Origin of the sequence: Frateuria sp. (assembly GCF_035695185.1) — a bacterium.
Lineage (GTDB): Bacteria > Pseudomonadota > Gammaproteobacteria > Xanthomonadales > Rhodanobacteraceae > Frateuria_A.
Genome location: NZ_DASSES010000216.1, coordinates 1 through 11,742, shown reverse-complemented (window position 1 = coordinate 11,742; position 11,742 = coordinate 1). Strand labels below are relative to the sequence as shown.

11 protein-coding genes are annotated in these 11,742 nt (G+C 65.6%); 4 read left to right on the top strand and 7 right to left on the bottom strand.

Going from position 1 to position 11,742, the window contains the following annotated elements; genetic code table 11:
* The 6 genes from VFH59_RS17885 to VFH59_RS17860 all read right to left on the bottom strand — a co-directional run.
* Positions 1–284, bottom strand: a 284-nt coding sequence (locus VFH59_RS17885) for a glycosyltransferase family 2 protein (protein ID WP_325166282.1), incomplete at its 3' end; no start/stop codon positions are given.
* 148 nt (positions 285–432) lie between these two features.
* A complete protein-coding gene (locus tag VFH59_RS17880; protein ID WP_325166281.1) occupies positions 433–1,458 on the bottom strand; it encodes a glycosyltransferase family 4 protein in 1,026 nt (341 codons plus the stop codon).
* A gap of 65 nt (positions 1,459–1,523) precedes the next feature.
* Positions 1,524–2,750, bottom strand: a complete 1,227-nt coding sequence (locus tag VFH59_RS17875; RefSeq protein WP_325166280.1) for a hypothetical protein — start codon at positions 2,748–2,750, stop codon at positions 1,524–1,526.
* A 29-nt stretch (positions 2,751–2,779) separates the two neighbouring features.
* Positions 2,780–3,829, bottom strand: coding sequence for a glycosyltransferase family 4 protein (locus VFH59_RS17870; protein ID WP_325166279.1), 1,050 nt, complete (start codon positions 3,827–3,829; stop codon positions 2,780–2,782).
* A 54-nt stretch (positions 3,830–3,883) separates the two neighbouring features.
* Complete coding sequence (locus tag VFH59_RS17865; protein WP_325166278.1) at positions 3,884–4,825, bottom strand: electron transfer flavoprotein subunit alpha/FixB family protein; 942 nt, start codon at positions 4,823–4,825, stop codon at positions 3,884–3,886.
* Between the two features lie 90 nt (positions 4,826–4,915).
* Entirely contained in the window at positions 4,916–5,662 is a 747-nt protein-coding gene (locus VFH59_RS17860) for an electron transfer flavoprotein subunit beta/FixA family protein (protein ID WP_325166277.1), read from the bottom strand.
* Positions 5,663–5,951: 289 nt separating this feature from the next.
* On the opposite strand from VFH59_RS17860, the gene VFH59_RS17855 reads away from it, so the two are divergent.
* Together VFH59_RS17855 and VFH59_RS17850 are read left to right on the top strand one after the other, a co-directional pair.
* Positions 5,952–6,935, top strand: coding sequence for a glycosyltransferase family 2 protein (locus VFH59_RS17855; RefSeq protein WP_325166276.1), 984 nt, complete (start codon positions 5,952–5,954; stop codon positions 6,933–6,935).
* On the top strand, positions 6,928–7,854 hold the full coding sequence (locus VFH59_RS17850) for a glycosyltransferase family 2 protein (protein WP_325166275.1): 927 nt from the start codon (positions 6,928–6,930) through the stop codon (positions 7,852–7,854). Before VFH59_RS17855 ends, VFH59_RS17850 begins: the two co-directional genes overlap by 8 nt.
* 10 nt (positions 7,855–7,864) lie before the next feature.
* Here the strand turns inward: VFH59_RS17850 and VFH59_RS17845 are convergent, their stop codons facing one another.
* Complete coding sequence (locus VFH59_RS17845) at positions 7,865–9,481, bottom strand: electron transfer flavoprotein-ubiquinone oxidoreductase (RefSeq protein WP_325166274.1); 1,617 nt, start codon at positions 9,479–9,481, stop codon at positions 7,865–7,867.
* 148 nt (positions 9,482–9,629) lie between these two features.
* Between VFH59_RS17845 and VFH59_RS17840 the strand changes: the two genes are divergently transcribed.
* A complete protein-coding gene (locus VFH59_RS17840) occupies positions 9,630–11,027 on the top strand; it encodes an amidase (RefSeq protein ID WP_325166273.1) in 1,398 nt (465 codons plus the stop codon).
* Positions 11,028–11,031: 4 nt separating this feature from the next.
* Positions 11,032–11,619, top strand: a complete 588-nt coding sequence (locus tag VFH59_RS17835; RefSeq protein ID WP_325166272.1) for an alpha-ketoglutarate-dependent dioxygenase AlkB — start codon at positions 11,032–11,034, stop codon at positions 11,617–11,619.
* Positions 11,620–11,742 lie beyond the last annotated feature (123 nt).

Here is an 11,742-nt window from a genome sequence, read left to right as displayed (position 1 = left end):
TACTGGTTGTCCGCGTCGGTGTTGACGATCACGTCTGCGCCCAGTCTCAGACAGGCGTCCAGTCCGGACATGAAACCTACGGCAAGGCCTCGGTTCACCGGATGGCGAACGACATGGTGCACGCCGTTCCGACGAGCGACCTCTCCCGTGTTGTCAGTGGAACCGTCGTCGATGATCAGCCACTCGACAGTGTCAAAACCATCGACTTTATGCGGCAGCTCCGAGAGCGTAATGCCTAGGGTCTCTGCTTCGTTGAAGCAGGGAATCTGGATAATGAGTTTCATGAGGTCCCCTACATGCGTCAGGCGTCGGTGGAGCGTGCGTCTGTCAGGCTAAGCGCCGCCACTGACGCCTGGCTCCTCGATATGGTCTTCACCGCAGCCAAGATTTAGTCTCGAGGGAGTCATCGAAGGTTTCAGTAGCGCGGGTGAGTTACTGTCGGGTGTCGAGCAGACTTTGATAAAGCTCCAAATGGGCTGCGGCGGCCGCACTTTCGCTGAAGTGCCGCACTGACCGCTCGCGTCCATGCGCACCAAGTTCCTTTGCGCGCGTTGGGTCCGCCCGCAGCGCTTGGCAGGCTCTCGCCATGGCAGCTACGTCGTCGACATCGACGAGAAGGCCGGTGCCACCGTCTTCGATAACATCCTTCAGGCCCGAAACTCGGAAAGCTACGACGGGCTTGCCGCATGCCATGCCTTCCAGTGCCGTGTAGCCAAATCCTTCGTGGCGGCTCAGAGAAACGACAATGTCGGTCTTTTGGTATTGACCGACCAATTCTGATTCACTGAGTCCCTTGAGGAAACCAAGCGATGCCCCCCTGGGCGAGACTGCCGGCGTCTCGCCCCGCAGGCCCGCCACCACAGTCACCTCAAAGTCTTGTCCCAATGCATTGCAAAAAGGAGCAATCAAGTCTCCTCCTTTACGCCGGCTCATATTTCCGACAATCAGTATCCGCGATTGTCTGGATGTCGTCGCCATGGGTGCGTTCGTAGGTGTGTAGCGCTCCACATCGACCCACAGCGGAATGGTCTGGATGTGGCGGGGCGAGAAGTCCTCCAACACCTCGTCGTGTGTCGACTGGCTTATCGCTATCGTCGCATCAGCCTCGCAAAATGAGCGGCGCTCAAACCCACCCACCAAGTAGTCATGATAGATAGCCTGCGGTAGTGACTTCCATCGGGGATATCCCCGTTTGTAGACGCAGTGAAGCGCGGTGGCGACCAGCGGCAAGTCAGGTCGTCTGAACGAGAAGGCGACCCAACTGTTGGCATCTACCAGGTCGGCGCCAGTTGGCTTTCGGTGGCGGCGCAGCAGCTGAGGAAAGTACTGATAGTTGTGCGGAAGCCACTCGACGATAGGTTCTGCGCCCGCTTTGGATAAAGCGGCCGCAAGACGCCGGACATAAACGTCGCCACCGCTGAGGGCGCGTATCGCCGGCAGCCAGATTTTCAAGGGCATGTCGAAATATCCATTGATGGTTTGGTCCGTCGGGCGGCTGTCGTTTCGCCTGCCGCAGAGGCTGGTCAGCGGCAGGCGACCTTCCTTCGGTAGAGCATCCACAGGGTAAGCGTGAACGCCATCGAGAGGTGGGTGAAGTACGTAGCCATGACCGCGCCTAGCCATCCAAAGTGCAGAACTAGGAGTAAGGATGCTGCAACGTTGAGGCCGGCCCCGAACAGCTCGAACAGGCCCATGGCGTGTTCAAAGCCATTGGTCCCCGCATAGGAACGGACCATTACCCAAAGAGTCATGCTGGCGGGGACGAGACATAAGGCATGAGCCATGTTCACGGAGGCTTGAAACCCAGGTCCGAAAACCCAGGGGAGCAATGGCGAGAGCGCGTAGGTGGCTGCGCTTAACGTGGTGCCGAGGACCACGCCAGCCACGGTCATCTTGATGAGGTAGGTGCGCGATTCCGCGGATGTCTCCGCTCCAATCTTGAAGAGCTTGGGAAGCAGCCGCTCCGCGCCTGCCACGATGGGCAGTGTGAGTACGTCTGTTAGTCGATACGCGATCGTGTACTGCCCGGTTATCGTTGGGCTGGCTAGGCGAGTCAGTACAACCTTGTCTGCGTCCCCGTGCACTCGGGACGAAGCAGACGCGATGGCGAATCCGATGGCGCCGAAGCTATTGGCCGGCTCCGAACCCACAGTAGCGTGATCGGTAGATGCAGATGTCGCGAGGCCAAAAAGGCAGACCACAGCGAAGGCGCATCCTCCTGTCCAAAAAGATGCCCAGGCCCAGGCTTCCAGCGAGAGGCGTCCCGACCAGAGAATTGCTCCACCGAGCAGTATCTTTGCCAGAGGAATTGCACAGACAGCAATACCCATCCCGGGGAAGCGCTCGCGGGATTGCATTGACCGCATCCAAGTATCCGACGCTACAGCGGACAGGTGCTCACCCAGCGCTAGAAGGCACAGCGAACCCACGGGGAGCGTGCCGGGAATCAGGATCCAGGTGAGTAGCGCGGTAAGGGCGAGAAGGATCGGGGTGGTGCGGATAGTCCGTCGCACCATCCTGTCGAAACTCACCTTGAAAACATGTTCGCCGAGGGCAACTTCCCGCACATGCAGTGGACCTGCACCGAGGCCGGAAAACGTGGATAGGAACCCCCCAATACTCGCCGCAGTTGCATATCCCCCATAGAGGGAGTTACCAAATGATCGTGCCAAGAGCACCATCAGGCCGCTGAGGAGCAGCGAGCGAAGGCCAAGAGCGACCGTCACTACGCTGTATCCAGTTAAATTCATAGTTTTTTTCCAGCCGACTCAGTTGGCGATCAACACGACCTGCCGATGCTTTCGCCACCGCTGTTGGCGGAAAGTGCTTCGAAGCGGCTTAGATATTCACGCGCAACGCGATCCCAAGTAAAGCGCTGCTCGATCTCCTGGATCGCCCTGGCGGCGAAATTCATCCGCTCGTCCGGAGTCCACCGCGCGATCTCTCTGATTTTTTTCGCAAAAGCGTCTGCATTTGTCGGTTCGACTAGGAAACCCGTTATACCTTCAACCACAGCCTCGGCCAGCCCTCCGAGCCTCGAGGCGACAACAGGGACACCAATCGCGGCGGATTCGAGTGCAGCGAGGCCAAAGCCTTCGTTTTGGCCCGAAAGGCTCGCCGGCAAATTAGGCATCACGGTAGCGATGACACGTTTGCGAAGGTCATCTAGCTCCTGCCTAGTCACGGCTCCGAGGTATTCTGTTCTGTGCGATGAGAGTACTGCGTCCAGTTCACTCTCGTCCCACTCAGGCCCTGCCACTATCAGCCGGATATGAGTGGGCAGCTTGGGCAGAACCTCGTTCACGAACCATGCAAGCCCCTTGCACTTGTTAAGCCGCCCGGCAAACAGAACTGCAGGCTCAGCAATACGATTGGGGCCTGTGCCAGCAGGGACGGTGGTGCCTAACGGTATTTTAGTTGTTGGGGAAAAACCCAGCCTCCCCGCGGCACTCTCTATGTCCAGACTGTTGGCGATGAGGAGGTCCACATGCCGACGAAACGAGCTAATCCCCAAGCGATAAACAAGGCCTTTGACGGATAGATTTTGGGCGAAGTAGACATCATTCCCATGTGCAGCGGCGACTACCTTGAGATGTGTTCCGCAAATGAGCTTGGCAACAAGGGACAAAGGTGTAAGTAGCACATCGCCGACAAGTAATATGTCGACACTCTTCCTATGCCTCCAGATTGCCTCGGTTGCTCTCCAAGAGAACTTGATTATCTGTAGCAACGATGGCTTACCAATGAGCGGCGCTGTCGGCCGATGGAGCTGGATGTCTGCACTCCTTTTGATAAGCGCGAGATAAAGCTCCTGGGAATAGACCTCCATGCCTCCGACAGATGGCGGGAATTTGCGTGTTACGAAGAGAATGCGCATAGCCGCTTAAAGCAGCTCGCTCAGTTCCGGAATGACTTTGAACAGGTCTCCGATTAACCCAATGTCCGCGACCTCGAAGATCGGCGCTTCGGCATCCTTATTGATCGCCACGATCGTCCCGGCGTCCTTGATGCCGGTCAGGTGCTGGATGGCGCCCGAGATACCGATGGCCATGTACAGCTCCGGCGCTATGATCTTGCCGGTCTGGCCGACCTGCATCTCGTTCGGGACGTAGCCGGCATCCACGGCGGCGCGCGAGGCGCCCACGGCGGCGCCAAGCTTGTCGGCGAACTTGTAGATGATCTCGAAGTTCTCCTTGGAGCCGACGCCGCGGCCGCCGGAGACCACCTTGCTGGCGCTCTGCAGGTCGGGGCGGTCGCTCTTGCCCTGCTTGAGTTCGACGAAGCGGGTGTGGGAAGGCAGGGCGACGTCCAGGTTCACTGCCTCGACCGGGGCGCTGTTGGTGCCGCTGGCGGCCGCCGCCCAGGAGGCGGTGCGGATGGTGGCGACCACGGTCTGCGCCGGGTCGGCCTCGACCGTGACGATCGCGTTGCCGGCGTAGATCGGGCGCTTGAACGTATGGCTGCCCTCGACCGCCATCACGTCGCTGACCTGCGCCACGCCGAGCAGGGCGGCCACGCGCGGGGCCAGGTCCTTGCCGAAGGTGGTGGAGGGGGCGAACACGTGGCTGTAGCCGGCGGCGGCCTTCGCCACCTGCGGCGCCAGCACGGCGGCGAGCGCGTGCGCATTCTCGGCGCGCGTGGCGGTGAGCACGCGGGTGACGCCTTCGATCTTCGCGGCCTCGGCGGCAACGGCGTCGGCGTTGTCGGCCAGCACCAGCACGTCGATGGCCTCGGGCTTGACTGCCGCGGCGGCGCTCACGGCGCGCGCGGTGGAGGGGTTGAGCTTGCCGCCCAGGTGTTCGGCGATGACGAGGATCTTGCTCATGTCTCTTTCTCTCCGTGTCTCTGCAGGAGCCAGCGCGGCGGCTCGGGCTTGCCGGTCGCCCACAGGTGGGCTCCTGCAGGGGATATGGGTTTACAGCAGGCCTTTCTGCTTGAGCGTGGCGACCAGCTCGGCCGCGTCCTTCACCATCACGCCCTTGCTGCGCTTGGGCGGCGCGGCGTAGTGGGTGGTCTTCAGGTGGTCGCCGCCCTCGACGCCGAGCGAGGCGAACTCGATCACGTCGATCGGCTTGGACTTGGCCTTCATGATGTCCGGCAGCTTGATGAAGCGCGGCTCGTTGAGGCGCAGGTCGGTGGTGATGACGGCGGGCAGTTCCGCCTCGATCGTCTCCAGGCCGGCATCGACTTCGCGCGTCACCGTGGCCTTGCCGTCGACGATCTCGACCTTGCTCGCAAAGGTCGCCTGCGGGCGGTCCCACAACGCGGCGAGCATCTGGCCGGTCTGGTTGGCGTCGTCGTCGATCGCCTGCTTGCCCACGATCACCAGGCCCGGCTGCTCCTTCTCCACCAGCTTCAGGAACACGCGCGCCGCAGTGAGCGGCTGCACCGCGTCGGCGGTGGTGACGTGGATGGCGCGGTTGGCGCCCATGGCCAGGCCGTTGCGCAGGTGCGCCGTGAGGTCGGCCGGGCCGATCCCCACGATCACCACCTCGTCGGCGACGCCTTTCTCGCGCAGGCGCAAGGCCTCTTCCAGGGCGATGTCGTCGAACGGGTTGGCGGAAAGCTTGACGCCCTCGGTCACCACGCCGGTGCCGTCGGGCTTCACTTGGATGCGGACGTTGTAGTCCACGACGCGCTTGTAGCCGACCAGGATCTTCATTGCGGTTCCTTTTTGGTGCCGCTGCGTAGGCGGCAGGGGAAGGGACATTAACTTGCGATTCTAACCCGAGGAGCCGTGCGCACGCGTATGCGGAGCGTGCCGGTGTGGGGATCGGCCGCGGCGGACGGCCTGGCGCATTTCCGCCACGGAGACGGCGCGCCCCGGCGCCACGCTGCCTCGCCAGGGCGCACTGCAGCACATTCGGGTTGGCGCCTCCCATCGCCGGCCGGATTGGGATTTGGCCGGCGAGCTGCGGCATCATGGGCTGCTACTGAGAGGTTGCCGCCCCATGGTCCATCCCGCGCTTTCCGTTGTGCTGTGTACGTACAACGGCGCCGCCTTCGTGCAGGAACAACTGGACAGCCTCCTGTGCCAGACACGCAAGCCGGACGAGATCGTCATCGGCGACGATGGCTCGCGCGACGACACCTGGTCGCTGCTGCAGACGTTCGAGAAACGGGCTGTCGCGTTGGGCATCCGGACGCAGCTGGTCCGGCATGAGCGCAACATGGGCTACGTCGAGAATTTCTCGAGCATGCTGCGGCGGGCGACCGGGGACGTCCTGTTCCTCTGCGACCAGGACGATGTCTGGCATTGGGACAAGCTGGCCACGATGGCTCGCCGCTTCGAGCAGGACGCCTCGCTGCTTCTGCTGTTCAGCAACGCGCGGCTGGTGGATGCCGGTGGCTCGCCGCTTCGGCACACCTTGTTCGAGGCGCTGGAGTTGTCCGAGGACGAGCGTACGGCCGTGCACCAGGGGCGCGCGTTCGAGGTCCTGCTGCGGCGGAGCATGGTGACCGGTGCCACCGCGGCCTTCAGGCGGCAGCTGGTGGAGCTTGCCTTGCCGGTGGGCGGCGGGTGGATCCACGACGAATGGCTGGCGGTGGTCGCGGCCGCCGCCGGGCGCGTCGGCATGATCGAGGAGAACCTGATCGACTACCGCCAGCATGGAGGCAACCAGATCGGCATGCGCAAGCGCAGCTTTTCGGACAAGTGGCGGGACCTGGTACGCCCGCGCCAGGCTCAATTCCTGACCGAGATCGAACGGCTCGACGCCTTGCATGCGCACCTGGCCGGAGCCTCGGGCAACTTCGCGGAGGCTTGCGGGCGCATCGAGCGCAAGCGCGCGCATTTCCAGCGGCGTGTCGCATTTGGCGCCGCCCCGCGGTGGACACGGTTGCCGGACGTCATCAGGGAGAGCATGCGTGGCGACTATCGCCGATACGGGACGGGCGGGCGCTCCGTGCTGAGGGATCTGTTGCGCCGTGGCTGAGCCGTCGACCTCGCAGGTGTGTGCGGTGGTGATTACCTACCGCCCCGATCCCGAAGCGCTGCGCGCGCTGCTGGCGGCGGTGCGCGGGCAGGTCGGTGCCACCGTGGTGGTCGACAACAGTGGCCCGGAACACGTGTTGCCGATCGAGGCCAGCGAGCCGGCGGTGGGCGCCGTCCTGCGGCAGGCCCGCAACATCGGCCTGGCGCAGGCGCAGAACCTCGGTATCGACTGGGCACGCCGGCACGGGTACCGCAATGTGCTGCTGCTCGACCAGGACAGCCTGCCCGGCGAAGGCATGGTGCAGGCGCTGCTCGATGCGATCGGCCGGCTTGGGGCGGTAAGTCCCGTGGCGGCGGTCGGTCCGCGCTTCCATGATTTGCGCGAAGCGCGCGATGCCCCGTTCGTACGGCTGGGGTTCCCGTTCAATCGCAAGCTCTGGTGCCGACCGGACCAGCCGACTATCGAGTGCGATTTCCTGATCAGCTCCGGCGCCCTGCTGCCGATGGCCGTGCTCGACGACGTCGGCGACATGGATGCCGGGCTGTTCATCGACAACGTCGACCTGGAATGGGGTTTCCGCGCCCGCGCCAAGGGCTACACCCTGCACGGGGTCTGCGCGGCGACCATGCACCACCGGCTCGGGGATGCCCGCATGCCCCTGCCGCTGGGCCTGGGGCAGGTGACCGTGCATGGGCCGGGCCGGCTGTACTACATGATGCGCAATCGCGTGCGCCTGTACCGGATGCCGCACACGCCACGGGTCTGGGTGGCGCAGGACCTGCCGCGCGTGGCGGTGAAGCTGTTCCTGTTCGGCGTGCTCGTCGCGCCGCGCGGACGCAACCTGCGTTTCATGCTGCGCGGCTTGTGGGACGGCTGGCGCGGTCGGCAGGGGCCGTGCCCCCTGGTGCCGGCGCACTAGCCGGCTCCACTCACATGTTCTGGTAATTCGGCCCCGAACCACCCTCGGGCGTGACCCAGGTGATGATCTCGTACGGGTCCTTGATGTCGCAGGTCTTGCAGTGCACGCAGTTGGCGGCGTTGATCTGCAGGCGCTTGGTCTGGCTGCCGTCAGGCATGGCGTCCTCGACGATCTCGTAGACGTTCGCCGGGCAGAAGCGCGTGCAGGGGTTGTCGTATTCGACGCTGCAGCGCTCGATGCAGATCGTGGTGTCGGCCACGTGCAGGTGGATCGGCTGGTCCTCGTCGTGCTCGGTGGCGGCGAAGTAGACGCCGGCCAGGCGGTCGCGCGGGGGCAGCTCGCGCTGCACGTAGTCGCGCCTGGGTTCCTCGTACTGGCCGATCTTCTCCAGCGAGCACCAGTCGGGCTTGTTCTTCAGCGTCCACGGCGAGGCGCCGCGGGTGACGGTTTCCCAGGCGGCGTTGAGCATGCCGAACCACAGGCCCTTCTTGAAGCCCGGCTTGATGTTGCGCACCTGCTTCAGCTCGGCCATGGCCGGCGAGGCGCGCAGCGCGGCGTCGAAGCCGGCGGGGTTCAGCCCGTTGGCGGCCAGATGCTCGGCGGCGAGCATGCCGCTGCGAATCGCCTGATGCGTGCCCTTGATCTTGGGCACGTTGAGCAGGCCGGCGGTGTCGCCGATCAGGATCGCGCCCGGCATCTCGACCTTCGGCAACGACTGGTAGCCGCCGGTGACGATCGCGCGCGCGCCGGCCGACAGGATGTTGCCGCCCTCGAGCAGCGGCTTCACGTGCGGGTGGTTCTTCCACTGCTGGAAGGCTTCCCACGGCTTGTACTCCGGATCGCGGTAATCCAGGCCGCTGACGTAGCCCAGCGCGATGCGGTCGCCATCCAGGTGATAGAGGAAGCTGCCGCCGTAGGTGTCGTTGTCGGCGGGCCAGCCAAAGCTGTGCACGATCTTGCCGGGGGTGACGCGTCCGGCGGGCACCTGCCACAGCTCCTTGATGCCGATCGAGTAGCCCTGCGGGTCCGCGTCCTTGTCCAGCGCGAAGCGCTTGATCAGCTGCTTGGTCAGGCTGCCGCGCGCGCCCTCGGCGAGCACGGTGACCTTCGCCTTGATGTCGATGCCCTGGGTGTAGCCGCTCTTGTGGGTTCCGTCCTTGGCCACGCCCATGTCGCCGATGCGCACGCCGGCGACCGCGCCGTCCTGGTCATAGATGTTGTCGGCCGCGGCGAAGCCGGGGAACACGTCCACGCCCAGCGCCTCGGCCTGCGGCGCCAGCCAGGCGCACATGGCGCCGAGCGAGACGATGAAGTTGCCGTGGTTGTTCATGCCCGGCGGCACCGGCAGCTTGCGTCCGCCGGTCTTGCTGAGCAGCCAGAACTCGTCCTCGCCGGCCGGCACGCAGATCGGCGGCGGGTCGTCGCGCCAGCCAGGGAGCAGGGCATCCAGCGGGCCCGGTTCGATCACCGCGCCGGAAAGGATCTGCGCGCCGACGGTGGAAGCCTTCTCGATGACGCAGACGGTGGTGTCCGGCTGCAGCTGCTTGAGGCGGATCGCGAACGACAGGCCCGCGGGGCCGGCGCCGACCACGACCACGTCGTATTCCATCGTTTCGCGTTCGCTCATGGCGGGCTCCGTGCGGCATGCCTAAGGAAAGAGCGGCATTGTCCGGCTTCGTGCGCCCGGCGGCAAACCGGACTCTTCACTAACGGCCGCTTGCAATCGCTTCGTGGCCCGTGTCGATAATCGCGGGATGCACCCCGAAGGACGAGGCATGAATCCGACCGCGCCGATCGCCGACATTGACCTGCGCCGCGCCAGCGTGTGCCAGTTGCTGCACTGGCTGGCGGTAGGGCGCGTGCAGCCGCAGGCGCTCGCCGATGCATACCAGGCGGCGATCGACCGGATCAATCCGGAGCTCAATGCCTACGTCGACCTTCGGCCGGGCCTGCTGCAGGAGCAGGCGCGCACCGCCGCCCACCGCCGGCGCGACGGCGTGCTGGGGCGGCTGGACGGCATCCCGATCGCGTTGAAGGACAACTTCGACATGGCCGGCTGGCCGACTCGCGCCGGCCTGCCCGGACGCGAACAGCCGGTGCAGGACGATGCCCACGTGGTGGCGCGCCTGCGCGCTTCCGGTGCCGTCCTGGTGGGCAAGACCAACATGGACGAGGCGGCGCTGGGCGCAGCCACCGACAACCCGCACTACGGCCCCACCCAGAATCCCTACAGGCACGGCTTCAGCGCGGGCGGGTCCTCCGGCGGCGCGGCCGCGGCGGTCGCCGCCGGGCTCGCCGCGGCCGCGGTGGGCTCGGACAGCCTGGGCTCGATCCGCATTCCCGCCAGCTATTGCGGCCTGTACGCACTCAAGCCCACGCACGGCGAGATCTCCACCCGCGGCATGTTGCCGGCGGCGCGGCGCCTGGATGCGGTGGGCCTGCTCGCGCGCAGCGCCAACGACCTGACCGTGCTGCTGCAGGTGCTGGCCGGCTACGACGCCGACGATGCGCGTTCGCGCCGCCGCCGCGTGGCCTTCTCGCCGCCCGACTGGGAGCCGGGCAACCTGCGCGCCGGCCTGCTGCCGGACCTGGCGGCGGTCGGCGTGGAGCCGGAGGTGATCGAGGTGTTCGAGGCGGCGCTTGCCCGCCTGCCGCGCGAGCTGGGCGAGCGGCGCACGGTGGATTTCTCCGACTGGGACTTCGCCCGTACGCGTCGAGCCGGCCTGCTGCTGATGGAGGCCGAGATGCTCGGCACCTTCGGCGCCGACCTGGCCGACACCAGCCGGCCGGTCTCGCCGCGCCTGCGCGAGATGCTCGGTTATGCCGCGCGCAAGAGCGCGGCCGACTACGCCACCGCCGACCGCGTGCTCGACGCGGCCACGCTCAAGATGCGCCGGCTGTTCGCGCAGATCGACGTATTGGTGCTGCCGACCACGCCGCAGGGCGCGTTCCCGCTCGACGGCCCGGCGCCCGACTCGGCCGCCGACCTCACCAGCTTCGCCAGCCTGGCCGGCTGTCCGGCGGTGAGCATCCCGATGGGCGCGCTGCCGGACGGACGTCCGATCGGCCTGCAGTTCGTCGGTGCCCGCGGCTCGGACCTGCGCCTGGTCGAGCTGGCGGCGGTTTGCGCCTCGACGCTGGACGTGGAACCGACGTACCCCGCGATCGCCTGAACCCGTGGGTTGGACACCGCTCGCGCTGGCCGGTGCGGACCTCGCGCTCTGGGCGGACTGGCTGGCGCGGGACGAGGCCGATGGCCTGTTCGCCGAGCTGCGCGACACCGTGCCTTGGGAAACCCATGTGATCCGCCTGTTCGGCCGTGAAGTGGCTTCGCCGCGGCTGAGCTGCTGGATCGGCGATCCGGGCGCGAGCTACGTCTATTCCCGCACGCGCTTCGAGCCGCATCCCTGGCCCCCTGCGCTGGCGGCGCTGCGTCCGCGCCTGGAGCAGGCGTGCGACACGACCTTCAATAGTGTGCTGGCCAATCTCTATCGCGGCGGCAGCGATGCGATGGGCTGGCACAGCGACGACGAGCCGGAACTGGGTGCCGCGCCCGTGATCGCTTCGCTCAGCTTGGGCGCGCCTCGTCGTTTCGTATTCAGGCCCAAGGGGCGGCGCGGGCCCGCCGCGCTGGAGCTGGCGCTGCCGCACGGCAGCCTGCTGCGGATGGGCGGCGCGACGCAGCAGCTCTACCAGCACGCGCTGCCGCGTATGACGCGGGTGGCAGCGCCGCGCATCAACCTGACCTTCCGCCACATCCTGTAGAGGCCTTGGCTCCTCTCCCGGGTTTGCAGGGTGCTGGGGGGCTTTGGCCGGGGAAGAGCACCCCTCCCCAACCCTCCCCTGCGAGCAGGGGAGGGAGCGAGCCTTGCTGCTCTGCTCCTCCCC

Excerpts from the sequence above, each read along its gene's own strand:
- VFH59_RS17880 (WP_325166281.1), bottom strand. The coding sequence starts at position 1,458 with ATGCCCTTGAAAATCTGGCTGCCGGCGATACGCGCCCTCAGCGGTGGC.
- VFH59_RS17855 (WP_325166276.1), top strand. The coding sequence starts at position 5,952 with ATGGTCCATCCCGCGCTTTCCGTTGTGCTGTGTACGTACAACGGCGCC.
- VFH59_RS17860 (WP_325166277.1), bottom strand. The coding sequence starts at position 5,662 with ATGAAGATCCTGGTCGGCTACAAGCGCGTCGTGGACTACAACGTCCGC.
- VFH59_RS17865 (WP_325166278.1), bottom strand. The coding sequence starts at position 4,825 with ATGAGCAAGATCCTCGTCATCGCCGAACACCTGGGCGGCAAGCTCAAC.
- VFH59_RS17875 (WP_325166280.1), bottom strand. The coding sequence starts at position 2,750 with ATGAATTTAACTGGATACAGCGTAGTGACGGTCGCTCTTGGCCTTCGC.
- VFH59_RS17845 (WP_325166274.1), bottom strand. The coding sequence starts at position 9,481 with ATGAGCGAACGCGAAACGATGGAATACGACGTGGTCGTGGTCGGCGCC.
- VFH59_RS17870 (WP_325166279.1), bottom strand. The coding sequence starts at position 3,829 with ATGGAGGTCTATTCCCAGGAGCTTTATCTCGCGCTTATCAAAAGGAGT.
- VFH59_RS17840 (WP_325166273.1), top strand. The coding sequence starts at position 9,630 with ATGAATCCGACCGCGCCGATCGCCGACATTGACCTGCGCCGCGCCAGC.